Raw genomic sequence first — 25,343 nt, 5'->3', positions numbered from 1 at the left:
TTTGGTCTCGGGCGAGTGCCCGGGGCCGGCTAAATCCGCGAATGGATTTTTCAGACCCGCAGTGAGGACATCCATGCGCCAACCGGATATCGAGATTTACCTGAAAGACGCCGACGTCGACCACAAGGCCATTTCCGCCTGGCTCGGCGCCGCGCTGGGCCCGTGCAGCGACTGGGTACAGAAAGGCCAGACTTACAAATGCAAGGCCGGCAACATCCCGGTGACCTGGCTGCCGAAAGCCGTGGGCAAGTGGAACAGCCTGTACCTGGAAAGCGATGCGACCCCATGGGACGACGACATCGCCTGCGCCCGCGCCGCCTTTGCCGCGTTGAACGTGGAGGTGCGTTGCGCGCCAGGGACGTGGGTTGAAGAAGAAGGTGAAGAGACGGCAGATCGCTGGATTCGCATCAGCGCCGATGGTGAAGAAGAGATCACCTGGAAAACGGCATAAAAGCAGCTGCAAGCTGCAAGTCTCAAGCTGAACGGCTTGTAGCTTGTGGCTTGCAGCTTGAAACCGCTGTTACAAGCCGACTACATCCTCAGCCTGCAAACCCTTCTCGCCAGTAATCACTGCGTATTCAACCTGCTGGCCTTCAGTCAGCGACCGGTGCCCTTCGCCGCGAATCGCGCGGTAGTGCACGAACACGTCCACCCCGTCTTCGCGCTGAATAAAGCCGTAGCCCTTGGCGTCGTTGAACCACTTCACATTGCCGGTTTCACGTGTTGCCATCTGTTCATACTCCTTTTTTATTATTGAACAGGCTTTTCGCAGGAAAGCCTTCGCGGAACGTCAGCCTGCGTCCGACGTCCATAAAAGGGCCCCGGCGACAGACCGCCGAGTATATGACAGGTGCGAAAAGTCTCAACAGGAGATTACTTCGCCGCTTTTTTGCCGATTTTCGGTGAATACGGCAAACTGTCGACCTCCCGAGCAAACGCTCGGTTTATCAACTCACGCAGAAGCCGTATGACCCGTTCCCCGTTCCGCCGTCTTGTGTTTGGCACCTTGCGCCGACTGTTGTATCTCTGGGTGCGATCCGAGACGATCAACCAGTCGTCGTTCACCCTCAACCTCGACCGCAGTCGTCCGGTGTTCTACGTCCTGCAAAACCCTTCACTGACCGATCTGGCCGTGGTCGACACCGAGTGCACCAAGGCTGGCCTGCCGCGTCCGGTGCTGCCGGTGTCGGTCGGCTCGCTGATCGAGCCGGCGGCGTTTTTCTATCTGACGCCGGACCCCGACTGGCTCGGTCGCCAGGATAAACGCGGCGCACCGCCAACCCTGACCCGTCTGGTCAGCGCCCTGACCCAGAACGCCGCCGAAGACGCACAGATCATTCCGGTCAGCGTGTTCTGGGGCCAGTCGCCGGACAGCGAAAACAGTCCGTGGAAGTTGCTGTTTGCCGACAGCTGGGCCGTGACCGGGCGCCTGCGTCGCCTGCTGAGCATCATCGTCCTTGGCCGCAAGACCCGCGTGCAGTTCTCGGCGCCGATCCACCTGCGCGAACTGATCGAACATAACAAGGGCCACGAACGCACGGTGCGCATGGCCCAGCGCATCCTGCGCGTGCACTTCCGCAATCTGAAAGCCGCCGTCATCGGCCCGGACATTTCCCACCGCCGTAACCTCGTCAAAGGTCTGCTCAACCAGCCACTGGTCAGGCAAGCGATCGTCGAAGAGGCCGAGCGCGAGAACATCTCCCTGGAAAAAGCCAAGGCCCAGGCCCTGCGCTACGGCAACGAGATCGCCTCGGACTACACCTACACCGCGATCCGCTTCCTCGAAGTGGTGCTGAGCTGGTTCTGGAACAAGATCTACGACGGCATCAAGGTCAACCACATCGAAGGCGTGCAGAAGGTCGCCCAGGGTCACGAAGTGATCTACGTGCCGTGCCACCGCAGCCACATCGACTATCTGCTGCTGTCGTACTTGCTGTTCCGCAACGGCCTGACCCCACCGCACATCGCCGCCGGGATCAACCTGAACATGCCGGTGATCGGCAGCCTGCTGCGCCGTGGCGGCGCGTTCTTCATGCGCCGCACGTTCAAGGGCAATCCGCTGTACACCTCGGTGTTCAACGAATACCTGCACACCCTGTTCACCAAAGGTTTCCCGGTCGAGTACTTCGTCGAAGGTGGCCGCTCACGCACCGGGCGCATGTTGCAACCGAAGACCGGCATGCTCGCCATCACGATGCGCAGTTTCCTGCGTTCGTCGCGGATGCCGATCGTCTTCGTGCCGGTGTACATCGGTTACGAGCGCGTGCTGGAAGGTCGTACCTACCTCGGAGAATTGCGAGGCGCGAGCAAAAAGAAAGAATCGATCTTCGACATTTTCAAAGTCATCGGCGCGCTCAAGCAACGTTTCGGCCAGGTAGCGGTGAACTTCGGCGAACCGATCAAACTCGCGGAATTCCTCGACAGCGAACAGCCGGGCTGGCGCCAGCAGGAACTCGGTCCGCAGTACAAACCGGCATGGCTTAACGAAACCACCAACCGCCTCGGCGACAAAGTCGCGCAACACTTGAACGAAGCGGCGGCGATCAACCCGGTCAATCTGGTGGCGCTGGCATTGTTGTCGACCACCCGCCTGGCGCTGGATGATCGCGCGATGGCGCGGGTGCTGGATCTGTACCTGGCCCTGTTGCGCAAGGTGCCGTACTCGCCACACACGACCTTGCCGGAAGGCGATGGCCGCGCATTGATCGAGCACGTGAAGGATATGGATCTGCTGTCCGAGCAGAACGACGCCCTGGGCAAAATTCTCTACCTGGACGAGCAGAACGCCGTCCTGATGACCTACTACCGCAACAACGTGCTGCACATCTTCGCCCTGCCGGCACTGCTGGCGAGCTTTTTCCAAAGCACGTCACGCATGAGTCGCGAACAGATCCTGCGCTACACCCGCGCGCTGTATCCGTACCTGCAATCGGAGCTGTTCATTCGCTGGACGCTGGACGAACTCGACGGGGTCGTCGATCAGTGGCTGGAAGCGTTCGTCGAACAAGGGCTGCTGCGCTTCGAGAAAGAGCTGTACTTGCGACCGGCACCGAGTTCGCGGCATTTCGTGCTGCTGACCTTGCTGTCGAAAAGCATCGCGCAGACGTTGCAACGCTTCTACATGACGGTGTCGTTGCTGCTCAACGCCGGCCAGAACAGCATCAGTGCCGAAGAGCTGGAAGACCTCTGCACGGTCATGGCCCAGCGCCTGTCGATCCTGCACGGCCTCAATGCCCCGGAATTCTTCGACAAGAGTCTGTTCCGCCACTTCATCCAGACCCTGCTCGACCTCGACGTTCTTCGTCGCGACGAAGCCGGCAAACTGAGCTATCACGAACTGCTCGGCGAACTGGCCGAAGGCGCGGCCAAACGCGTGCTGCCAGCGGAGATTCGCTTGTCGATCCGCCAGGTGGCGTTGCACCGCAGTGAAGATGCAGCAGACCAACCGACCAGCCAGTCCGAAGTCTGATGCAATACCTGTAGGAGAGAGCCGGCTCGCGGTAGGGCAGACAACAGGGATGTTGAACCGTCTTCGCGAGCAAGCCCGCCCCCACATTGAAAGGAGATTTACCATGAAAAAACTCACCGTTCTCGCTGCCGCTGCCCTGCTCAGCGCCTGCCAGTCGACCACCCCCGCCGGCAAAGTCGGCCTCGACGGCGAAGTGTTCTACCTGCAACGCATCGCCCTGCCACCGAGCGCGACCCTGAGCGTGAGCCTGCAAGACGTGTCGCTGGCCGATGCGCCGGCGGTGGTCCTTGATGAACAGAAAGGCCCGGTCAAAGGCCAGGTTCCGTTGCCGTTCCACTTGAGCTACGATCCGGCCCAGGTCAAACCCGGCCACCGTTACTCGGTTAGCGCGCGCATTGAAGTCAACGGCGAGCTGATGTTCATCACCACCGAAAACCACGCCGTGCAACTCGACGGCAACGACCCGCAACCGCTGAAAATCCGCGTCGACGCTGTTCGTTAATTCATTTTCTGCAACAAGGAAGCCGCCATGCTCCGCCCTACCCTTCGCTTCGCCGGCCTGTGCGCAGGCCTGATGATCTGCGCCAACGCGATGGCACTGTCGCTTACCGACCTGTCGCAACAAGACGCCGCCGGCGGCCTCAAGGATGCGCTGGCTCAAGGCGCGCAAATCGCCGTCAAACAACTGGGCACCCCGGGTGGGTTCAGCAATAACCCGGACGTGAAGATCGAATTGCCGGGCAAACTCGGCAAAGCCGCCAGCAAAATGAAAGCCTTCGGCATGGGTGCCCAGGTCGAAGAACTGGAAACCGCCATGAACAAGGCCGCCGAATCCGCCGTGACCCAGGCTCAGCCCATCCTGATCGACGCCGTGAAAAAAATGAGCGTGGCTGACGCCAAAGGCATCCTCAGCGGCGGCAAAGATTCGGCCACTCAATACCTGGACAAATCCAGTCGCGAACAGATCCGCGCCAAATTCCTGCCGATCGTCAAACAAGCCACTGACAAAGTCGGCGTGGCCCAGAAATACAACGCCTTCGCCGGCCAGGCCGCCACCTTCGGCGTCGTCGACGCCAAGAGCGCCAACGTTGAAAACTACGTCACCGAACAAGCGCTCAATGGCCTGTTCGAAATTATCGGCAAACAGGAAGAAACCATCCGCCAGAACCCGGCCGCTGCCGCGACCAGCCTGGCGAAGAAAGTGTTCGGGACGCTGTAAACCCCGAACGACAAAAAGCCCGCTGACCTCCACCGGCTCAGCGGGCTTTTTTGTGGGCGCCAGTGTTGCGAATCGACTTGATCGAGGCTCACTCCTACAGTTGGATCGTGAGCAGTCTGCTAGAGACTTGTCGGCTGGGGGGCCGTCATCGCTGGCAAGCCAGCTCCCACAATTTTGACTGGGTGTATGCAGATAGAGATTGGGAGGCTGTGCGGGCCTCATCGCCAGCAGGCTGGCTCCTACAGTTAATTGCGTACATCGGCAAAAAACAGGTCGGCTGTCAGGCGCCTTCGCGAGCAGGCTCACTCCTACAGTTGGATCGTGAGCAATCTGTTAGAGATTGGTCGGCTGGCGGGCCGTCATCGCTGGCAAGCCAGCTCCCACAATTTTGACTGGGTGTATGCAGATAGAGATTGGGAGGCTGGGCGGGCTCATCGCCAGCAGGCTGGCTCCTAAAGTTAATTGCGTACATCGGCAAAAAACAGGTCGGCTGTCAGGCCGCCATCGCTGGCAAGCCAGCTCCCACAGAAGCGCACGAGCAAAACGCGCACACCTCATCCCGCCTCGCTTCTCACCACTCAACAGGATGAGCGTTAGCTCGGCTGCAGCTTTTGATCTTGATCTCCCACAGGTTGGAAAGAGTCCATGCAGAGAGAGATTGGGAGGCTGTGCAGGCCTCATCGCCAGCAGGCTGGCTCCTACAGTTGGATTGAGTACATCTGCAGCAAACAGGTCGGCTGTCAGACCGCCATCGCTGGCAAGCCAGCTCCCACAGAAGCGCACGAGCACAACGCGCACACCTCATCCCGCCTCGCTTCTCACCACTCAACAGGATGAGCGTTAGCTCGGCTGCGGCTTTTGATCTTGATCCACAGGCCCCGTCGGCAGGCTGAGTGGAGGGATTGATCCGGGGGTGGGAGCGCAGCGACCGTTTGGCGAAGCCAAACACATCGAGAGGAGGTGCAGCGAAGCAAACCGGAGGCGATGCGCCCGGAACAATCCCGGAGCGAAGGAACCCCGAGCCCCAGCGAGCGGGCCGAACGTTGGGGCAAAGACCTTTGGTTCCTTTGGGGCGTTTGCCAAAGGGACTCGCCGTAAGGGCGAAACCGCCAGCCGCCCCCCCCCAAACCAACGGATATTCACCCAAAACCCCAAGAACCTGGCCGGCCCGAAGGCCGCCACGTCAAACCAAAGATCAACCCTCGCGACGAACCCTGAACCAAGCCGCATACAACGCCGGCAAAAACAACAACGTCAGCGCCGTCGCCACAATCAACCCACCCATGATTGCCACCGCCATAGGCCCGAAAAACACACTCCGAGACAAAGGAATCATCGCCAGAACCGCCGCCAGCGCCGTCAACACAATCGGCCGAAAACGCCGCACAGTCGCCTCGATAATCGCCTGCCAAGGCTTCAAACCCGAGGCAATATCCTGCTCAATCTGATCCACCAGAATCACCGAATTGCGCATGATCATCCCCGACAGCGCGATCGTCCCCAGCATCGCCACAAAGCCGAACGGCTGACGGAACACCATCAAAAACAACGTCACCCCGATCAACCCCAACGGCGCCGTCAAAAACACCATCGCCGTGCGCGAGAAGCTACGCAGTTGCACCATCAGCAACGTCAGCACCACGACGATGAACATCGGCACCCCGGCATTCACCGACTTCTGCCCGCGCTCGGAATCTTCCACCGTGCCGCCGACATCCAGCAAGTAACCATCCGGCAATTCAGCACGAATCGAATCCAGCGTCGGCATGATCTGTTTGACCAGTGTCGCCGGCTGCTCCTTGCCATAAATATCGGCCCGCACGGTCACGTTCGGCAGGCGATTGCGGTGCCAGATAATGCCCTCCTCGAAGCCATATTCCAGCGTGGCGATCTGCGACAACGCCACACTGCGGCCGTTGTCCGTCGGCACCGCCAGACTCGGCAACAACGACAATTCAGTGCGCTCATGCACCGTTCCGCGCAGCAGAATCTCGATCAATTCGTTGTCTTCGCGGTACTGACTGACACTTGAGCCGGTCAACGAACTCTGCAGGAATTTCGCCAGATTGGCGGTGCTCACCCCGAGTGCCCGAGCGCGATCCTGATCGATATTCAGATACACGACCTTGCTCGGTTCTTCCCAATCCAGATGCACATTGACCACATGCGGATTCTCGCGAACCTTGGCCGCCACCTTGCGCGCCAGCGCGCGGACTTCCTCGATGTGTTCACCGGTGACGCGGAACTGCACCGGATAACCCACCGGCGGCCCGTTCTCCAGACGCGTCACCCGCGAGCGCAGGGCCGGGAACTGCTCGTTGAGCGTGTCGATCAGCCAGGTGCGCAGCACCTCGCGCTCCTCGATGGTTTTCGCCAACACCACAAACTGGGCGAAGCTCGCTGCCGGCAATTGTTGATCCAGCGGCAGGTAGAAACGCGGCGAACCGGTGCCGACATACGCCACGTAGTTGTCGATGCCTGCGTGATCCTTGAGCAGCGCTTCCAGGCGCTTGACCTCGCCGGCGGTGTTGGCCAAAGACGCGCCTTCGGCGAGTTTCAGATCGACCATCAATTCCAGCCGGTTGGAGGCCGGAAAGAACTGCTGCGGCACGAACCGGAACAACATCACCGAGGCGATGAACAGCCCCAGCGTCATCACGATCACGGTTTTGCGATGCACCACGCACCACTCCACCAGCCGCCGCACCCGCTGATAGAACGGCGTGCCGTAAGGGTCTGACTGGCCATCAGCCGTTCCGTGTTTGGCCGCATGAATCTTCGCCAGATCCGGCAGCAGTTTTTCCCCCAGATACGGCACGAACATCACCGCCGCCACCCACGAGGCGAGCAACGCGATGGTCACCACCTGGAAGATCGAGCGGGTGTATTCGCCGGTGCCGGACTGCGCCGTGGCAATCGGCAGAAAGCCTGCGGCAGTGATCAACGTACCGGTAAGCATCGGGAATGCGGTGCTGGTCCAGGCATAGCTCGCCGCGCGAATACGGTCGAAGCCCTGCTCCATTTTGATCGCCATCATTTCCACGGCAATGATCGCGTCGTCCACCAGCAAACCCAGCGCCAGCACCAGCGCGCCGAGGGAAATCTTGTGCAGGCCGATGCCCAGGTAATACATGCAGGCGAAGGTCATCGCCAGCACCAGCGGAATGGTCAGCGCCACCACCATGCCGGTGCGCACGCCAAGGGAAAAGAAGCTCACCAGCAACACAATCGCCAGCGCTTCCACCAACACCTGAACGAACTCGCCGACCCCGGTTTTCACCGCTGCCGGCTGGTCGGAGACCTTGCGCAACTGCATGCCGGCCGGAAGGTTTTTCTGGATCCGCGAGAACTCGCCTTCCAGTGCTTTGCCGAGCACCAGAATGTCGCCGCCATCTTTCATCGCCACGGCCAGCCCGATCGCGTCCTCGCCCATGAAGCGCATGCGCGGCGCCGGTGGATCGTTGAAACCCCGGCGGACATCAGCGACGTCGGAGATGCGGAACGTGCGATCGCCGACGCGGATCGGGAAATTCTTTATCTCATCGACGGTCTTGAAATTCCCCGTAACCCGTAGCTGCAAACGCTCGCTGCCGGTCTCGAAGAAGCCGGCGGTGGACACCGCGTTCTGTTCTTCCAATGCCTGCTGCACGGCTGCCAGCGGCAAGCCGAGGGTGGCGAGTTTGACGTTGGACAGTTCGACCCAGATCTTCTCGTCCTGCAAACCGAGCAGGTCGACCTTGCCGACGTCCTTGACCCGTTGCAGCTGAATCTGAATGCGGTCGGCGTAATCCTTGAGCACGGCGTAGTCGAAACCATTGCCGGTCAGTGCATAGATATTGCCGAACGTGGTACCGAATTCATCGTTGAAAAACGGTCCCTGAATCCCCGGCGGCAAGGTCTGCCGGATGTCGCTGACCTTCTTGCGCACCTGATACCAGAGGTCGGGAATCTGGTTGGAATGCATGGAGTCGCGGGCGATGAAGGTGACCTGCGACTCACCCGGGCGAGAGAACGAGACGATGCGTTCGTACTCACCGGTTTCCATGAGTTTCTTTTCAATGCGCTCGGTGACCTGGCGCGAGACTTCCTGCGCGGTCGCCCCCGGCCACCGGGTCTGGATGACCATGGCCTTGAAGGTGAACGGCGGGTCTTCACTCTGGCCCAGTTTGGTGTAAGACAAGGCGCCGACGATGGCCAGCAACAGCATCAGGAACAGGACGATCTGGCGATTACGCAGCGCCCATTCGGAAAGGTTGAAGCGCATCGGGACTTACTCCTTGTCCGCCAGATGGACCACACGGTTGGAGCGATCCACCGGGCGCACCTGCTGGCCTTCGAGCAGCACATGCACGCCAGCGGCGACCACCCAGTCGTTGGCGTTGAGGCCTTCGAGCACCGGCACGGTTTTTTCGCCGAACGGACCGACGCGCACCGGGGTTTTCTTCAGCGTGTTGTTGGCGCTGACGACCCAGACATAGGTCGCGCCGTTTTCGGCGGTCAGTGCCGAGAGTGGCACCGACAACGGCACGGCATCGGCCGACTGCACGAACACCCGGGCGCTCTGGCCCAGCTCGGCCGGGACCTTGCCGCTGGTGAAGGCAATGCGCGCGGCGAAGGTGCGGGACTTTGGATCGGCTGCAGGCGACAGTTCGCGGATCTGCCCGGCGAAGCGCTGGTTCTGTTGCGTCCACAGTTCAACGGTCACCGGCTGACCGACCTTGAACCGGCCAAAACTTTGTTCCGGCAGGCTGATGAGCACTTCGCGCTCGCCGTCGGTGGCGAGGGTGAACACGGTTTGCCCAGCCGCGACCACCTGACCCACTTCCACCGAACGCTTGGCCACTACGCCGTCCTGCGGCGCGCGCAGTACCGCGTAACTGGCCTGGTTGGTCGAGACGTTGAATTCGGCTTTGATTTGTTTGAGGCGGGCTTCACCGGAGCGGTAAAGGTTTTCGGCGTTGTCGTAAGCCGAGCGGCTGACCATCTGCCGGTCCATCAGGGTCTTGTAGCGGTCGCGTTCGGCGCGCACCAGATTGAGGTTGGCTTCGGCTGCAGCGACCTGGGCGCGGGTGGCCTCCAGTTGCAGGCGGACATCCTGCGGATCGAGCTCGGCCAGCGGTTGATCGGCCTTGACGCGTTGGCCCTCATCAACCAGTCGTCGGCTGACTTTGCCGCCGATGCGGAACGCCAGATCGGGCTCGTAGCGCGCGCGCACCTCGCCCGGGAAACTTTCCATCGCCTGCGTCGAAGGCTCTGGCTGCACCACCATGGCCGGTCGCACGGTCACTTGCACCGCCTCCTCCTGACCACACGCCGACAACAAAAACGCCAGACTGGCTGGCAACGCAAAGGACAACGCATGGCGGAACATGGTGACGGACCTTTCGCTAATGGTGCTTGGAATATTTATACTGGCCGGTATGGTATTAATAGCAAACTCACCAGTCCAGTATTAAAAGCGAAGAATGTCGAACAATCTTTCAGCTCCAAACGGCCCGGGCCGTCCGAAGGATCCGGCCAAGCGCCGGGCGATCCTCGATGCGGCGAAAATCCTGTTTCTGAGTCAAGGCTACGCCAACACCAGCATGGACGCGGTCGCCGCCGAGGCTGGCGTGTCGAAGTTGACGGTTTACAGCCACTTCAACGACAAGGAGACGCTGTTCTCCTCCGCCGTGATGGCCAAATGCGAGGAGCAGTTACCGCCGCTGTTCTTCGAATTGCCTGCCGGCATCGCCGTGGAAAATGTGTTGCTGAACATTGCGCGAGGCTTTCATCAGCTGATCAACAGCGAAGAGTCGGTGAATTTGCACCGTTTGATGATGGCGCTGGGCACACAGGATCCGAAGCTCTCGCTGATCTTCTTTGAGGCCGGCCCCGAACGCATGGTGCAAGGCATGGAGCGGCTGCTGAAGCGCATCCACGAGACCGGCGCGTTGAGCATCGGCCAACCGCGTAACGCGGCCGAGCACTTCTTCTGCCTGATCAAGGGCGCGGGGAATTTTCGCTTGCTGTATTGCTGCGGTGAGCCGCTGAGTGAAGAGGCGGCGGAGATCCATGTACAGGAGGTGGTGGGGTTGTTCATGCGGGCGTATCGGCCCTGATTATTCAGGGTCTGTGCTGACGCCATCGCTGACACGCCAGCTGCCACAGGGGTTGTGGTAAACACCCATCGTGCGAACGACACAAAAACCTGTGGAGCTGGCTTGCCAGCGATTGGAGCGACTCGGTTTTACGGCTTGAGCGCTTTCTTCGGGTAAATATCGTATCGGCTGGACTTGCCATCCAGCGCATGACTCGGCTTCGGCCCTTCGATACACGGCGCCTTGCGCGGACGCTTGACCACCACCCGGTGCGTCGCCAGTGCCAGCGCCGCTTCAAGCAAGGCCGGGGCATCCGGATCATCCCCGACCAATGGCCGGAACAGACGCATTTCCTTCTTCACCAACGCGGTTTTCTCGCGATGCGGGAACATCGGGTCGAGATAGATCACCTGCGGCGGCTCGCCTTCCCAGTTACGCATGACCTCGATGGAGTTGCCCTTGAGCAGCTTCATCCGCGCCACGATCGGCGCCACCTCGAAATCTTCCGCCGCCCGCGCCAGACCGTCCTCCAGCAGCGCACCGATCAGCGGCTGGCGCTCGATCAGGCTCATCTCGCAACCGAGGCTGGCCAGCACGAACGCATCCTTGCCCAGCCCCGCCGTGGCATCCAGCACCCGTGGTCGCACGCCCTGGGCGATGCCGACGGCCTTGGCGATCATCTGCCCGCTGCCGCCGCCGTACAACCGCCGATGCGCCGCGCCGCCCTCGACAAAATCGACGCGCACCGGCCCCGGTGCATCCGGGCCCAACTGCTGCAGTTGCAAACCCTGCTCGCCGACCTGCAAGGCGAACTCACCGTCGGCTACTGCCAGCGGCAGGCCCAGACGCTCGGCCCACTGCTCGGCTTGCGCTTCAAACGCCGGGCCGAGGGCCTGGACATGGATGCGGCAGGCCGCGGGTTGCTCAATCATGAAAACACGCTCAAAAAAGTTAAGGATCGGCAAAAAGTGGCCGATAAACCAATCAACGCGCATTTTGCCAGAGCTGAGCGTCAACCGAAAAAAATGTCAGGCATTCTTCCCACATCGATTGGCTACATTTCGCCCCATGGCGACTTCAGCCGTCAAAACACTCAAGCACTGAGCGGCGTCAGTCACCTGTGGCAGGATTTCTTTGCCCAGGCGCTGGCCGAACAGACGAGTGAAGTGGTACCCGCCTGCGGCACATTCCCCCCGGTTGACCTGAGCAGCCCTGAAGAACCGACCCTGGGCAGCGAACTGCACGCGCACATCATCAGCCAGCGCGAATGCGATGTGGTCGAAACCGAAGTGCGTCCGCCGGAGCCGCTGTTCCTGCCGATCGCCGAATTCGAAATGGAATTGCTGGACAAGCCGTTCCCGCCGTTCCCGCCTGAAGAGCTCAAGGCTCAGCAAGAGCAGCAGGATTTCGACAGCAGCTGGGTACGCCCGATCGTGATCAACAACGGCCAGCCAACACCAGAGCCTGGTCCGGCCCCGCAGAAGAAGCCGCTGTACCTGCCGATTGCCGAGTTCGATCTGGATCTGCTGCAAAAGCCTTTCCCGCCATTCCCGCCAGAAGAAATTGCCGAGCAACAGAAGGCGCTGGACTTCGATAACGGCTGGGCCCGCCCGATCGTTCTGCAGAACCTGCGCCTCGCCGCCTGACCCTCAGCGACACACGCTCCAGCGCCCGACATCGAAATGAAAGTGATTACGGTGAGCGGCGTTGTAATCCGGGCTCAATACCACACTGAACGCCTCACAGGCGCCGTCACGCACATGGCGTAGGAACTGCGCGTCGCGAGTTTGCCCTGGCCAGTCCTTGAGGACGCTGATGCTGCGCCCGCTGGCCAGACGAAATCCGGCGATATCCAGCGCATCGGCACTGGCATGCCGGCTGAGTGCGCCGCTCTCACGGTTATAGACATTGCGGCAGGCGAAGCTGCCAAGGTGATCGAGACGGCTGACTTTCTCGCCGTAAACGGCTTGAGCGACGGGTTGCAGGGTGTGGCGCTCAAACAAGGCGTAGGCCACCGCCAGCGGACAACTGGCGAGGAAACCGCTGCTCAACGCGACCTCGCCGCCCTGCACGCGTAAGGCGCCGATCAGCGGACACTTGGCATCGGGGCTGTCGGATTGCCGTGTGACACGCAGTCCAGAGCTGCTAAGCGCCTGTGCGCAGAGTTCGGGATCGCTGCGCAAGCGCATCAGTTTGTAGCCGGTCAGCCAGTTGGGGACTGCCTTCACATCCAGCGGCGCCCACGGATTCCACTCGGCTGGCACGTCCAGCCAGCCACGCCAGACACTGACTATCGCACCGCCAATCAGCAGCAGCACACTCAGCGCAAACCAGCGTCCCACGTTCAGCCTTTGAAAAACTGATTGGCCTGGGCGTAGGGCATCGACTGCGAAGTAAACCCGAAGGTGCCCGTTTGCTGGATCTCTTCAGCGGCGCGCAAGAATCCGCCGAACGCGGCCAGTGCCAGTGCCGAACCGGTGCTGATGCGCCGCACGCCCATTTCTTCGAGTTCCTGCACCGTCAACTTCAAACCGCCGGACATCAACACGTTGACGGGCTTCGGCGCCACCGCACGCACCACTGCCAACACTTCTTCGGCACTGCGCAAACCTGGCGCGTACAGCACGTCGGCACCGGCTTCGGCGAACGCCTGCAAGCGGCGGATGGTGTCGTTGATATCGGGATGGCCGTGCAAGTAGTTTTCCGCACGGGCGGTCAGGGTGAAGGGAAAAGGCAGCGTACGCACGGCGGCGACAGCGGCTTCGATGCGCGCCACCGCGTGTTCGAAGCAATAGATGGGCGCGTCGACGCGGCCTGTGGCGTCTTCGATTGAACCACCCACTGCGCCGGCCTCGGCGGCACGCAACAGGCTGTTGGCGGATTCGAGCGGGTCATCGGCGAAGCCGTTTTCCAGATCCACCGCCACCGGCAGATCCGTGGCCGCGACAATCGCCCGGACGTTGGCCAGGGTCTCATCGAGCGTCAACGCACCATCGGCCTTGCCTTGGGAAAACGCATAACCGGCGCTGGTCGTGGCCAAGGCCTGATAGCCGAGACTGGCGAGCATCTTCGCCGAGCCCGCATCCCATGGGTTGGGGATGACGAAAATGCCCGGCCGTTCATGCAGGGCTTTGAAAGCGTGGGCTTTACGGGCTTGTTCTTCGCGGGCTTGGGCGTCCATCGGCAGGCTCCTGGGCAGAAAAAACCGCCTCAGAGCAGGCCAAGTTGCTCGGCGGCGGGTTCTCTGTATAGCTCAGGCAGCGATGGCAGGCCAGGCAAACGTTGCATCAATTGCGTGTGAAAACGTTGCGCCAGTTTCGCCGCCAGCAGGTTGTCGGCGGTGTGCAGAAAGATATAAGGCGTGCGGCCCTCTTCGATCCACTCGGCGATTTTTGTTACCCACGGCACGAGGAAGGGATCGTTGGCTTCGAGTTCGGGATGCCCGATGAAGCGTACTTGCGGGGACTGCGTGAAGGCCGCCGGGCGCGTCGGCACACGGGGCTTTTTGGACTGCGCGTGAATCACCGAAGACTCGGTCGACAGGCAACTGAACAGCGCCCGCGGATCGAGGCAGATGCGTTCGACGCCACGGTCGAGCAGCAGACGATTGAGCAGGCGCTCACTCTCGCCCTTGGCGAAGAACTGCTCGTGACGCACTTCCACCGCCAGCGGGCAATCCAGCGCATCAATGAACCCCGCCAATTCCGGCAGACGCTGCGGCGTGAAGCTTTTCGACAGTTGCAGCCAGAACGGCGCGACGCGTCCGCCCAGCGGCTGCATCAACTGCAAAAAGGTTTCGGCGGCGGTCAGTTGCTCGCGCAGGTCACCGCTGTGGCTGATGTCGCCGGGGAACTTGGCGGTGAAGCGAAAGTGCTCGGGCATGACCTCGGCCCAGCGCTGCACGGTGGCCGGCGACGGGCTGGCGTAGAAGGTCGTGTTGCCTTCCACAGCGTTGAACACTTGGGAATAGAGACCGAGAAAGTCGGAGGTTTTCGCGTCTACCGGGTACAGATACTCGCGCCAGGCATTTTCGCTCCAGGACGGGCAACCGAGGTAGTAAGGCAGCGCCATCAGATGTACAAATCGAGGCCCAGCACGTCTGCATCCCAATCGACAAAACCGGCGGTGCTCAGGTAACTGGCCAAGGCCATCGCTACGCTCTTTTTCATCGCACGGTGATAAATCATGTCTTGCTGACGGGCAGGCAGATTGCTCAGGCGTTGTGCCGAGGCTTTGGCAGCACGGGCGGCCAGTTGCTCTTCAGTCGGGAATTCCAGCTCGCCGTCGATATCGTCGACGGATTCATCCAGCGCCACATTGCCTTTGCGAGGCTTGCGCTTGATGGGATAGGACTGAGAGGAAACGCCGTCTATACGCATAAATTCATGCTCGGTATCAATGATGGCAATTTAGCGGCACCTGACCGACTTAGCAAATCGCCGAGTGATAACTAGAACACATAAAGCGCAAAAGGTTTAAAGCACGGGGTTGGAAACTGACGATTGGCAGGATTTGGAATAAGGCACTGAATTGCGGGTGAGTGTTTTTGTCGCGAGGGAACAAGCTCCCTCGCCACAATGGACCTCGCCGTTTTGATTGATCAGCGAGCCTTGGGGGTGGCGACTTTGTCGCGCAGGTAAACCGGTTGCGCGTCATCGGCCGGGATCGACTCACCGCGCTCCCAGGCGAAGCGCGCCAGGGTCAGCAAGTCTTCGGCATGGGGCAACATGCCCGCATCGGAATCGCTCGGTTTGACGGCAATACGCTCGCCGTAGCCCCAACCGGTACCGGCACCGAACCACTCGCCGCTGGCGTCTTGCGGCAGCGCTGCAACCTCGGGTGGCAACACCGCTTCGGCACCGACCAGACGCATCTCGCCGGCAGTCTCGCGGTAGCAGCCCCAATACACTTCATCCATCCGCGCATCAATGGCCGCTGCAACCTGGCTGACGCCGTGCTCGCGATGAGCCCGTTGCGCCAGCACCGCCAGGTTCGACACCGCAAGCACCGGACGGTCGAGGGCAAACGCCAGCCCCTGCACTACACCGATGGCGATCCGCACACCGGTGAATGCACCCGGGCCGCGACCGAAGGCGATGGCGTCCACCGCTTGCAGCGTGGTGCCGGCGTCGGCCAGCAGTTGCTGGATCATCGGCAACAGCTTTTGCGCATGCAGGCGCGGGATCACCTCGTAATGGCTCGTGACCTTGCCGTCATGCAGCAAGGCAACGGAGCAAGCTTCAGTCGCGGTGTCCAGGGCCAGCAAGGTGCTCATTGATGTATCCAAAACAGGTGGGAAAAAGGTGCGTCAGTATAAACAACTACGGCCCGCAAGCGGGCCGTGGATGATGCAGCAGAATCAGCTTTTTCAGCTCAGCGCCTCAAGGACCTTGGCGGTGATGGCTTCAACCGAACCGACACCCGGGATGTGGCTGTACTTCGGCTTGCCGGCATTGGTAGCGGACAGCTTCTGGTAGAAGTCCACCAGCGGCTTGGTCTGCGAATGGTAGACCGACAGGCGATGACGCACGGTTTCTTCAGTGTCGTCCTTGCGCTGTACCAGTTCTTCACCGGTGATGTCGTCTTTGCCAGCGATTTTCGGCGGGTTGTAGACGATGTGGTAAACGCGGCCGCTGGCCTCGTGCACACGACGACCGGCGATACGCTGCACGATCTCTTCGTCTTCAACGGCGATTTCAACCACGGCGTCCAGTTCGACACCGGCAGTCAACAGTGCTTCGGCCTGCGGAATGGTGCGCGGGAAGCCGTCGAACAGAAAGCCATTGGCGCAGTCAGCTTGAGCGATGCGATCCTTGACCAGCGCGATGATCAGGTCATCCGACACCAGGCCACCGGCATCCATGATGCTCTTGGCCTTGATGCCCAGCTCGGTGCCGGCCTTGACCGCAGCACGCAGCATGTCGCCAGTGGAGATTTGCGGAATGCCGAATTTTTCGGTGATGAACTTTGCCTGAGTACCTTTACCGGCCCCGGGAGCTCCCAGCAGAATGACGCGCATCGATGTGCTCCTCAATTTTTTATATAAAAGCTTTACAAAACAAAGGATTCGCCACTTGGCGGCGAATCCTGAAAATACGGGTCGTGGCCACACAAACGGCCAAAGGCTGATCAAGATACACAGCAGGCTGCGCCCACACAAGACGCCAAAAGTCGGAGAAACCGACGCCCGCCGCGACCTTGCGACACGGTGACCCAAGTCGCAACCCCATCATTAACTGTCGCCTGGCGGCACATTTCCCCTGTGCAGCAAACGACAGCCGAGGCATGCATCGGCTGCCGCATCCTACGGAAAAAACCTTAGCCGGTATTTCGCAAACCGGCGGCAATCCCCGCCACAGACACCAGCAACGCCTGTTCCACCGGGCTGCCCTGCTCGACATTCTGCTGCCGCGAACGCGCCAGCAGTTCGGCCTGCAATAGATGCAGCGGGTCGAGGTAGGTGTTGCGCAGACGGATGAATTCGAGCGTATCAGGGCTATGTGCCAGCAGTTGCGACTGACCAGTCAGGCCGAGCACTACCGCACACGCCTGCGACAATAGGTCGCGTAACTGCGCGCCCAACGGCAGCAAGTCCGGCTCGACCAGACGCTGGTCGTAAGACAGCGCGATGTCCGCGTCAGCCTTGGCCAGGACCATTTCCAGCATGTCGATGCGCGTGCGGAAGAACGGCCACTGCTCGCGCATCTGCCCGAGCAATTGACCTTCACCGCGCTCCAGCGCCTTGCTCAGCGCCGACTCCCAGCCGAGCCACGCGGGCAACATCAATCGCGTCTGCGTCCAGCCGAAGATCCACGGAATCGCCCGCAGACTTTCGATGCCACCGGCACGGCGCTTGGCCGGACGACTGCCCAGCGGCAGACGCCCCAACTCCTGCTCCGGGGTGGACTGGCGGAAATACTCGACGAACTGCGGATTTTCCCGCACCACCGCACGGTAGGCACTGACCCCGTCCGCCGCCAACTCGTCCATCAGATGCCGCCACTCGGGCGTCGGTGGCGGTGGTGGCAACAGCGTTGCTTCGAGCACGGCAGCCAGATACAGATTGAGGTTCTGCTCGGCGATGTCCGGCAGGCCAAATTTGAAACGAATCATTTCCCCCTGCTCGGTGGTGCGAAAGCGCCCCGCCACCGATCCTGGCGGCTGCGAGAGAATCGCCGCGTGGGCCGGACCACCGCCTCGACCGACAGTGCCGCCGCGACCGTGGAACAGCAGCAGTTCGACTTGTTGCTCCCGACAGATTTCCACCAGACGTTCCTGCGCCCGGTATTGCGCCCAAGCGGCAGCAGTAGTGCCGGCGTCCTTGGCCGAGTCGGAGTAGCCGATCATCACTTCCTGCGGGCCCTGCAGGCGCGCGCGATAACCCGGCAGCAGCAACAGACGCTCCATCACCGGGCCGGCGTTGTCGAGGTCTGCGAGGGTTTCGAACAACGGCACGACACGCATTGGTCGCAGCACACCGGCTTCTTTAAGCAGCAGTTGCACCGCCAGCACATCGGATGCAGCCCCGGCCATCGAGATCACGTAGGACCCCAGTGACGCGCCTGGTGCGGCGGCGATTTCCTTACAGGTATTGAGCACTTCCGCCGTATCGGCGGAGGGTTTGAAATGCGCCGGCAGCAACGGACGACGGTTGCTCAGCTCCCGTGTCAGGAAGCCGATGCGCTGCTCTTCGTCCCAGTCTTCGTAGCGCCCCAGGCCCAGATAATCGGTAATTTCGGTCATCGCCGAGCTATGGCGCGACGAGTCCTGACGCACATCGAGGCGCACCAGAAACAGGCCGAAGGTCACTGCGCGGCGCAGGCAATCGAGCAGCGGGCCATCGGCAATCACGCCCATGCCGCATTCGTGCAGCGAGTTGAAACACAACTCCAGCGGATCGAGCAGATCGCGGTTGTTGTGCAGTACGTCGGCGGGGGCCGGGGTCGGCGCGGTCAGCGAGGCCTGCGCCCAGTTGCGGGTGGCGCGCAGGCGTTCGCGCAATTGCTTGAGCACTGCGCGATAAGGTTCGGCGCTGTCGCCGGCCCGGGCTTTCAATGCATCACTGGCCTGCTGCATCGACAACTCGGCCGCCAGATGATCGACATCGCGCAGGTACAGATCGGCGGCCATCCAGCGCGCCAGCAATAACACTTCACGGGTCACGGCCGCAGTGACGTTGGGGTTGCCGTCACGGTCGCCGCCCATCCACGAGGCAAAGCGTATCGGCGCAGCTTCCAGCGGCAGACGCAGGCCCGTCGCTTCATGCAACGCCTTGTCGGCCTTGCGCATATGGTTGGGGATCGCCTGCCACAGCGAATGCTCGATCACCGCAAAACCCCACTTGGCCTCGTCCACTGGCGTCGGCCGCGTACGGCGGATTTCTTCGGTGTGCCAGGCTTCGGCGATCAGCCGTTGCAAGGTAGCGTGGATCTGCTCGCGCTCGGCGCTGGTCAGGTCGCGATGATCCTGAGCGGCCAGTTGCGCGGCAATCGCGTCGTACTTCTGAATCAACGTGCGCCGCGCCACTTCGGTCGGGTGCGCGGTCAGCACCAGTTCGATTTCCAGGCGCGCCAGTTGCCGGGCCAGGGATTCGGCGCTGTGCCCTTCGTTGCGCAGGCGCGCCAGCAGTTCCGGCAGCACACGGGATTCGAATGGCGCCGGCTGCGACTCCTCGCGACGATGGATCAACTGATACTGCTCGGCGATGTTCGCCAGATTGAGGAACTGGTTGAACGCCCGCGCCACCGGGAGCAATTCGTCTTCGCTCAATTGATTGAGGCTGGCGCTGAGCTCGGCGTCCATCGAGCCACGCCGGTCGGCCTTGGCGCCCTTGCGAATCTGCTCGATCTTGTCGAGAAACGCCTCGCCGTACTGGTCTCGAATGGTGTTGCCCAACAACTCGCCGAGCAGGTGAACATCTTCGCGCAAGCGTGCATCAATATCGGTCATCAGCAGTTCTCCAGCGGTAATCCGGGCGGCCTAGAAACGAGTGCATGACCTAGAGAGTGCCGCTCTGCGACGCTTCTTACAAGCAGGCCGACGAAGGGACTTTAAACCTTGTGACCGAAAGCTAGTCTCAACAGTAAGCCGTACAACGGCTTGCCACCGGCCACGCCGGACACTCACCCAGACCTGCCACGAGCAGGTGCGAAATGAGGTCATCATGAAAATCCGTGAGCTCGCCCAGCATTGGGAAGAAACCGCCAAAGGTCGCCTGACCGACACCGGCTACGCGATTCATCTGGACGTTGAGGCCGCTGCGCGTCTGGCAGCGATTACCGAGATGTACCCCAAACGTCATGTCGAAGAACTGCTTGGCGAACTGATCGGCGCGGCGCTTGAAGAGTTTGAGGCGAGCCTGCCCTATGTGAAAGGTTCGACGGTGGTGGCGACCGATGAGGAAGGTGATCCGCTGTATGAGGATGTCGGGCCTACACCGCGTTTTCTGGCCCTTTCGCGCCGTCATTTGCATGACCTCTCGGCGACTGCCGGCAAGCAGAAACACTGACACCCGATTGCGTTAAACCTGTGGGAGCTGGCTTGCCAGCGATGGCGTCCGTTCAGTCACCGACGTGTTGAATCTGACGGCCCCATCGCTGGCAAGCCAGCTCCCACAGGACCGCATTTTCCCTCAAGAATCATGTTGTTTTCCCCCGCGCGTACCACTCTCCTCGGCCAAAGTTCCCGTCCCAGGGCCTTGTCCATTCGGTCAAAAATTTTTTTGGCGATAGGCCATCTTTTCTGAACTTTTGAAAAATGCCTCCGGTCGGAACGAGTAACCACGCCTGGAACGAGCGTTTCAAAAACGCGCTTTCATACGACGCTTTAGGCTCCTCGACCAGGATGGATTTTCGGTTTTATCAGGAGTTAAACAATGGAGTTGAAGACCATGAAGACCCAAACCTCGTTCTCTCACCTGCGCGGTCTGAAACTGGCTGCTCTGGCCATCGGCACCAGCTTCGTGCTGGCCGGTTGCGCCGGTAACCCGCCGACCGAGCAGTACGCCGTGACCCAGTCGGCAGTCAACAGCGCCGTCAGCGCCGGTGGTACCGAATTCGCCGCCGTCGAGATGAAGCAGGCGCAGGACAAACTCAAACAAGCTGAAATCGCCATGCACGACAAGAAGTATGACGAAGCTCGCACCCTCTCCGAGCAGGCCGAATGGGACGCTCGCGTAGCGGAACGCAAGGCTCAGGCAGCGAAAGCCGAACAGGCACTGAAGGATTCCCAGAAAGGTGTTCAGGAACTGCGTCAGGAAAGTCAGCGCACCGTGCAGTAAGCGCGCATCCCGAATCGCAAAGCTGAAACTTTTAACGATAGAAAGGACGACAAATTATGCGTAAGCAACTGATGATCCCCGCTCTCCTGGCTGCAAGCGTTGCCCTGGCTGCCTGCTCCACCCCGCCTAACCCGAACCTGGAACAGGCGCGCACCAACTACGCCGGACTGCAAGCCAACCCACAGGCCAGCAAAGTCGCAGCCCTGGAAACCAAAGACGCCAGCGATTACCTGGACAAGGCCGACAAGGCTTACCTGGACAAGGAAAACGCGGCCAAGGTTGACCAACTGGCCTACCTGACCAACCAGCGTGTGGAAGTGGCCAAGCAGACCATCGCCCTGCGCACCGCTGAAAACAACCTGAAGAACGCCGCAGCCCAGCGTGCCCAGGCGCGTCTGGATGCTCGCGATCAGCAGATCAAACAGCTGCAGGACAGCCTCAACGCCAAGCAGACCGATCGCGGCACCCTGGTGACCTTCGGTGACGTGCTGTTCGCCACCAACAAGGCTGACCTGAAATCCAGCGGTCTGGTGAACATCAATAAACTGGCGCAGTTCCTCCAGGAAAACCCTGATCGCAAAGTGATCGTCGAGGGTTACACCGACAGCACCGGTGCGGCTTCTTACAACCAGTCGCTGTCCGAGCGTCGTGCGACCTCGGTACAAGTCGCGCTGATCAAGATGGGCGTAGATCCTTCGCGCATCGTGGTTCAGGGTTATGGCAAGGAATACCCAGTTGCCGATAACGGCAGCGTTTCCGGCCGTGCGATGAACCGTCGTGTGGAAGTGACTATCTCCAACGACAACCAGCCAGTGATGCCACGTTCGGCGGTCAGCTCGAACTAAGCGTCACGCGGTAACGCAAAAGCCCCGCCTGAGTGATCAGGCGGGGCTTTTTCGTGGGAGCTGAAATTGCGGCCCCTCACCCCAGCCCTCTCCCGAGGGAGAGGGGGCCGAATGGGGGGGTCAGTAGCGGCGTCGACCTGAAAGTACTTCGCCGAATCCATAATCAACGCAATCTTTCAGGTCGGCGTAACTCGCAAGAACAACTCGATCAGTCCCCTCTCCCTCTGGGAGAGGGTCAGGGTGAGGGCTGGTCCTGCAGAATCACTCCTCCAGCTTCTGCGGAGTCTCCTCCCCCATGCAGCGCACGGCTTTTTTCTGCGCGTTGATCAACACACCGGTCAGGCCTTTCTGCTCGGTGTCGAACAGCACCAGCACCCCGTCAATGCACTGCGCGACTTGCGGCGCCGGGTCCAGCGAGACTTTGTAGTCCTCGCCGGGCACGGTCTTGAGCATGGTGAATTCGTTGAGCAGCAACGCATCCTCAGGCTTGGCGAAGTGCAGGTAGCCGTAGTACCACAGCGCCCCGACGGTGCCGAGGATGCTGCAGATACCGGTGATGATCAGCGGGATGGCGTTACGTTCTTCAGTCATTGCGGACTCTCATCTTCAGAATTCGGAGGTGGCGGATAATTCGGGATTTCGCCGAGACGGCGCAGGCCATTGAAGTGTTCGGGATCTTCCAGATAGCGCAGCATCACCTGACGCCAGACCGGGTCGCCGAAGGTCTGCACGTGGCCGCCACGGGTCAGTTGCAGCACCCTCGGAGGCGGTGCCGCCTGATACAGACGGATGCCGTTGGCAAGCGGTACCAGCGGGTCGTCGATGCTGTGAAAAATCAGTTTTGGCACGCCCTTGAGCTGCGGCATCGAATTGATTGCACTGTCGCCGTCCGGCACCAGCCACGACAGCGGCACCTGGAACGGCCAGGTCAGCCACGAGGTACTGAGGGCGTACTGGCCAACGCTGCGATAGCTGGCGGGTACACCGTCGAGAACGAAGGCCTTGAGTTGTTTCTGCCGCTCCGGGTGCTGCACCAGCCAATGCACGGCCATCGAACCACCGAGACTTTGCCCCAGCAGAATCAGCGGTTTGCCTTTGACCTCTGGCGCCTGGTCGAGCCAGGCGAATGCGGCGTCGATGTCCTGATAGATCGCCGGCAGGCTCGGCTCTCCCTCGGACAAACCGTAACCGCGATAGTCCACCAGCAACACTTGATAGCCGTTTTTCGGCAACCACCAACTGCCACCCAGGTGCATCGGCAAATTGCCGCCATTGCCGTGCAGGTGCAGGACTGTGCCTTTGACCTCGACACCGGGTTTGGCCGGCAGCCACCAGGCATTCAGCTTGAGGCCGTCGGCGGTGGTCAGGGTAACGGTGCGGTATTCGAGCTTGGCTTTTTCCGGGGTAAAGATCTGGCCGGGCTCGGGGTAGAACAACAGCGAACTGCAACCGCCGAGGGTCAGGAGCAGGCAAAAGATGCCGAGGATTCTCATCCGGTGAAACCTCGCAACAGAAGTTGGCAATACGATCCAGAGAAAAACAAATAACCCTGTGGGAGCTGGCAAGCCAGCTGCCACAGGATTTGCATGCTGGCTCAGAGGATATTGGAGTAATCCGCCTCGATCCGGTCCAGGCTCAAGTGATTGAGGAAGTTGGAGAAACACATCCACGCCGACAACGCGTTCAAATCGCGGAACTGCTCCGGCAGATACTTCGGCGGCACCACCAGTCCTTCATCCACCAGCTGACGCAGGGTACGCATGTCCTCCAGCGTGGTCTTGCCGCAGAACAACAGCGGAATCTGCTCGAGCTTGCCTTTACGCACGGCCAACTGAATGTAGTTGTAAACCATGATAAAGCCCTTGAGGTAGGACAAGTCTTTGGTAAATGGCAGACCAGTCGGTGTCGAGCCACGGAAAACGCGACTGGCGTTGCCGTAACTTTCTGCCATTTCAAAGCCCTGCTCGCGGAAGAACTCGAACACCTGCAGGAAGTCCGCGCCCTCCTCGACCATATGAATGGCGCGGGTGCGGTTGGTCAGTTTGCGCAGGCGACTCGGGTAGGAGGCGAACGTGATGATCTCCATCAAAATCGCCAGGCCTTCCTGGGTCACCGTCGACGACGGTGGGCCTTTGGACAGGAAAGTGCAGATAGGCTGGTTCAAGCCATTGAGCGTGGTGCCGACGTGCACCAGGCCTTCGTGGACTTCCAGTGCGCGCACATCGCGATCGTTGAACAGCGCGTCGGTGCGGATCTTGATGTAGTCGGCGCCTGCCGCCGCGTCAGCCACGATGCCGTCGGACTCGAACACGCGGATGGTTTCCTCGGCCTCGCCGAACACCTTGTTCAAACGGGTTTGCAGCAGGTGCACGGCATCCTTGGCGGTGAGGATCTTCGGCTCGTCCTTCAGGTCGCCACGGCCATCAATGTTGTTCAGGTAGTCGGACATCATCAGGCCGAGGTCGGCCAGGGTCGGGTCGCCGGCGTGAAACGCATCGGAGGCGGCGCCGTAGAGTTCCTGGGAGATCAGGCCGAAATCCTCGGTGCCGCGCGCTTCGAGCATGCGCACCACCATGCGGTATTCCTTGCACATACGGCGCATGATCTGCCCGACCGGGTTGAACTGACCGAGCTGACGGGTGATGTCACGCTCGATGTTCTGGAACTCCAGCTTGACCTTGCTCGAATCGAAGGACAGCGGTCGATTGAGGTAGTAGTCGCGATCCACCGCCGGCATTTCCTTGCCCTTGGCCTTGAGAAAGCCCTTGCGGATGTTTTCATCCCACTTCACCGCATCGAGGACGCGGATCGGTGTCTGCGCCAGCACAATGCGATCGGACAGCGTGCGTATCGTCTGCTGGTAATCGTCCACCCGAAACTCCTGTAGAAAACTGAATTATTTGGCGCGGGCCTGACGCTGATAGCGCGCGGCTTCGACGAACACATCGGAATTGGCCGGATCGTCGAGGTAAGCAAAGACCTTGTCCAGGTTGCTGTCGACCTGCACGCCGTCGCCATCGTCGGTCTGAAAGGCCTGACCGTCGAGGGCTTTCTGTTTGATCGCTTGATTGATCTGTTCGAGATCGAGGTTGTAGATCACCAGTTCGTGTTTATCGGTGAGCTCGAAACCGGCGATGGTGTAATGGCCGCCGTACTGCGCCGGGACTTTCGCCGACAGGTACCAGCGGCTGCCGTGGCGCGAAACGGTGAACGGATAGGCTTCGCGTTCGCGGGGCTTGGCCTTGAAGTACGTGACAGCCTGATAGCGGTCGTTGCCCAGGCGCGTCAGTTCAAGGTTCATCGGTTCGCCCCAGGCATTGGTACTCGACCATTTGCCGAGCAGGCCCTTGGGCGCCGGGTCACTGGCGGTCAGCGGCTCCTTGAAGGTCACCAGACAGCCACTGAGCAGCAGGAACGACAAGGCGATCAGCACGCCACGCCAGGCTTTCAT

The 25,343-nt window shown here is 60.7% G+C and carries 25 protein-coding genes; 10 read left to right on the top strand and 15 right to left on the bottom strand.

Annotated elements, in window-relative coordinates; all coding sequences use genetic code 11:
* The first annotated feature begins 73 nt into the window (after positions 1–73).
* Positions 74–451 carry a hypothetical protein gene (locus ACXX9E_RS11175; protein WP_039769649.1) on the top strand — a complete coding sequence of 126 codons (378 nt, stop codon included), beginning with the start codon at positions 74–76 and terminating at the stop codon, positions 449–451.
* Positions 452–520: 69 nt separating this feature from the next.
* Here the strand turns inward: ACXX9E_RS11175 and ACXX9E_RS11170 are convergent, their stop codons facing one another.
* Positions 521–730, bottom strand: coding sequence for a cold-shock protein (locus tag ACXX9E_RS11170; protein ID WP_007908870.1), 210 nt, complete (start codon positions 728–730; stop codon positions 521–523).
* 237 nt (positions 731–967) lie between these two features.
* Here ACXX9E_RS11170 and plsB point away from each other — a divergent pair, with 237 nt between their 5' ends.
* The 3 genes from plsB to ACXX9E_RS11155 all read left to right on the top strand — a co-directional run bounded on the left by plsB (position 968) and on the right by ACXX9E_RS11155 (position 4,688).
* Positions 968–3,469, top strand: a complete 2,502-nt coding sequence (gene plsB / locus ACXX9E_RS11165; RefSeq protein ID WP_458555433.1) for a glycerol-3-phosphate 1-O-acyltransferase PlsB — start codon at positions 968–970, stop codon at positions 3,467–3,469.
* Positions 3,470–3,572: 103 nt separating this feature from the next.
* Positions 3,573–3,971, top strand: a complete 399-nt coding sequence (locus tag ACXX9E_RS11160) for a YbaY family lipoprotein (RefSeq protein ID WP_123465052.1) — start codon at positions 3,573–3,575, stop codon at positions 3,969–3,971.
* Positions 3,972–3,998: 27 nt separating this feature from the next.
* Positions 3,999–4,688 carry a DUF4197 domain-containing protein gene (locus ACXX9E_RS11155; RefSeq protein ID WP_458555432.1) on the top strand — a complete coding sequence of 230 codons (690 nt, stop codon included), beginning with the start codon at positions 3,999–4,001 and terminating at the stop codon, positions 4,686–4,688.
* Between the two features lie 1,195 nt (positions 4,689–5,883).
* On the opposite strand, the gene ACXX9E_RS11150 is transcribed toward ACXX9E_RS11155, so the two are convergent.
* Entirely contained in the window at positions 5,884–8,952 is a 3,069-nt protein-coding gene (locus ACXX9E_RS11150) for an efflux RND transporter permease subunit (protein WP_222833572.1), read from the bottom strand.
* Positions 8,953–8,958: 6 nt separating this feature from the next.
* On the bottom strand, positions 8,959–10,059 hold the full coding sequence (locus ACXX9E_RS11145; protein WP_123465046.1) for an efflux RND transporter periplasmic adaptor subunit: 1,101 nt from the start codon (positions 10,057–10,059) through the stop codon (positions 8,959–8,961).
* 94 nt (positions 10,060–10,153) lie between these two features.
* On the opposite strand from ACXX9E_RS11145, the gene ACXX9E_RS11140 reads away from it, so the two are divergent.
* Complete coding sequence (locus tag ACXX9E_RS11140; RefSeq protein WP_458555431.1) at positions 10,154–10,789, top strand: TetR/AcrR family transcriptional regulator; 636 nt, start codon at positions 10,154–10,156, stop codon at positions 10,787–10,789.
* A gap of 128 nt (positions 10,790–10,917) precedes the next feature.
* On the opposite strand, the gene ACXX9E_RS11135 is transcribed toward ACXX9E_RS11140, so the two are convergent.
* Positions 10,918–11,700 carry a class I SAM-dependent methyltransferase gene (locus tag ACXX9E_RS11135; protein WP_123465042.1) on the bottom strand — a complete coding sequence of 261 codons (783 nt, stop codon included), beginning with the start codon at positions 11,698–11,700 and terminating at the stop codon, positions 10,918–10,920.
* 93 nt (positions 11,701–11,793) lie between these two features.
* Here ACXX9E_RS11135 and ACXX9E_RS11130 point away from each other — a divergent pair, with 93 nt between their 5' ends.
* Positions 11,794–12,414, top strand: coding sequence for an energy transducer TonB (locus ACXX9E_RS11130; RefSeq protein ID WP_222834428.1), 621 nt, complete (start codon positions 11,794–11,796; stop codon positions 12,412–12,414).
* A 3-nt stretch (positions 12,415–12,417) separates the two neighbouring features.
* Here ACXX9E_RS11130 and ACXX9E_RS11125 read toward each other — a convergent pair whose 3' ends face one another.
* From ACXX9E_RS11125 to adk, 6 genes are all read right to left on the bottom strand, one after another.
* Positions 12,418–13,110 (bottom strand): extensin-like domain-containing protein, encoded by a 693-nt coding sequence (locus ACXX9E_RS11125; RefSeq protein ID WP_458555430.1) that lies wholly within the window; start codon positions 13,108–13,110, stop codon positions 12,418–12,420.
* A gap of 2 nt (positions 13,111–13,112) precedes the next feature.
* Positions 13,113–13,949 carry an isocitrate lyase/PEP mutase family protein gene (locus ACXX9E_RS11120; protein ID WP_123465038.1) on the bottom strand — a complete coding sequence of 279 codons (837 nt, stop codon included), beginning with the start codon at positions 13,947–13,949 and terminating at the stop codon, positions 13,113–13,115.
* Positions 13,950–13,978: 29 nt separating this feature from the next.
* Complete coding sequence (locus tag ACXX9E_RS11115; RefSeq protein ID WP_123465036.1) at positions 13,979–14,839, bottom strand: DUF72 domain-containing protein; 861 nt, start codon at positions 14,837–14,839, stop codon at positions 13,979–13,981.
* The gene (locus tag ACXX9E_RS11110; protein WP_123465034.1) at positions 14,839–15,147 is read right to left on the bottom strand and encodes a hypothetical protein; all 309 of its coding nucleotides are present in this window, start codon (positions 15,145–15,147) and stop codon (positions 14,839–14,841) included. Before ACXX9E_RS11110 ends, ACXX9E_RS11115 begins: the two co-directional genes overlap by 1 nt.
* A gap of 221 nt (positions 15,148–15,368) precedes the next feature.
* Entirely contained in the window at positions 15,369–16,043 is a 675-nt protein-coding gene (tsaB, locus tag ACXX9E_RS11105; protein ID WP_422495965.1) for a tRNA (adenosine(37)-N6)-threonylcarbamoyltransferase complex dimerization subunit type 1 TsaB, read from the bottom strand.
* A gap of 93 nt (positions 16,044–16,136) precedes the next feature.
* Positions 16,137–16,787: an adenylate kinase gene (gene adk, locus ACXX9E_RS11100; RefSeq protein ID WP_458555429.1), complete on the bottom strand. Its 651-nt coding sequence runs from the start codon at positions 16,785–16,787 to the stop codon at positions 16,137–16,139.
* Between adk and ACXX9E_RS11095 the strand changes: the two genes are divergently transcribed.
* Positions 16,777–16,980 carry a hypothetical protein gene (locus ACXX9E_RS11095; protein WP_458555428.1) on the top strand — a complete coding sequence of 68 codons (204 nt, stop codon included), beginning with the start codon at positions 16,777–16,779 and terminating at the stop codon, positions 16,978–16,980. The genes adk and ACXX9E_RS11095 overlap by 11 nt on opposite strands.
* A 106-nt stretch (positions 16,981–17,086) precedes the next feature.
* Here ACXX9E_RS11095 and ppc read toward each other — a convergent pair whose 3' ends face one another.
* Entirely contained in the window at positions 17,087–19,717 is a 2,631-nt protein-coding gene (gene ppc, locus ACXX9E_RS11090; protein ID WP_458555427.1) for a phosphoenolpyruvate carboxylase, read from the bottom strand.
* Between the two features lie 214 nt (positions 19,718–19,931).
* Between ppc and ACXX9E_RS11085 the strand changes: the two genes are divergently transcribed.
* From ACXX9E_RS11085 to lptF, 3 genes are all read left to right on the top strand, one after another.
* Positions 19,932–20,276 carry a pilin assembly protein gene (locus ACXX9E_RS11085; protein ID WP_123465026.1) on the top strand — a complete coding sequence of 115 codons (345 nt, stop codon included), beginning with the start codon at positions 19,932–19,934 and terminating at the stop codon, positions 20,274–20,276.
* A gap of 366 nt (positions 20,277–20,642) precedes the next feature.
* Positions 20,643–21,047, top strand: a complete 405-nt coding sequence (locus tag ACXX9E_RS11080; protein WP_025112229.1) for a DUF4398 domain-containing protein — start codon at positions 20,643–20,645, stop codon at positions 21,045–21,047.
* A gap of 56 nt (positions 21,048–21,103) precedes the next feature.
* Positions 21,104–21,892: a lipotoxin F family OmpA-related lipoprotein LptF gene (lptF, locus tag ACXX9E_RS11075; RefSeq protein WP_085712811.1), complete on the top strand. Its 789-nt coding sequence runs from the start codon at positions 21,104–21,106 to the stop codon at positions 21,890–21,892.
* Between the two features lie 261 nt (positions 21,893–22,153).
* On the opposite strand, the gene ACXX9E_RS11070 is transcribed toward lptF, so the two are convergent.
* From ACXX9E_RS11070 to ACXX9E_RS11055, 4 genes are all read right to left on the bottom strand, one after another.
* A complete protein-coding gene (locus tag ACXX9E_RS11070; RefSeq protein WP_128615722.1) occupies positions 22,154–22,483 on the bottom strand; it encodes a PA3694 family proteiin in 330 nt (109 codons plus the stop codon).
* The gene (locus ACXX9E_RS11065; RefSeq protein WP_123465024.1) at positions 22,480–23,385 is read right to left on the bottom strand and encodes an alpha/beta hydrolase; all 906 of its coding nucleotides are present in this window, start codon (positions 23,383–23,385) and stop codon (positions 22,480–22,482) included. Before ACXX9E_RS11065 ends, ACXX9E_RS11070 begins: the two co-directional genes overlap by 4 nt.
* Positions 23,386–23,486: 101 nt before the next feature.
* Positions 23,487–24,764: a flavohemoglobin expression-modulating QEGLA motif protein gene (locus ACXX9E_RS11060; protein ID WP_123465022.1), complete on the bottom strand. Its 1,278-nt coding sequence runs from the start codon at positions 24,762–24,764 to the stop codon at positions 23,487–23,489.
* Positions 24,765–24,788: 24 nt separating this feature from the next.
* On the bottom strand, positions 24,789–25,343 hold the full coding sequence (locus tag ACXX9E_RS11055) for a hypothetical protein (protein ID WP_123465020.1): 555 nt from the start codon (positions 25,341–25,343) through the stop codon (positions 24,789–24,791).

It is taken from the genome of Pseudomonas sp. GNP014 (genome assembly GCF_054344005.1).
This window is presented reverse-complemented; position numbering and strand designations above follow the sequence as displayed.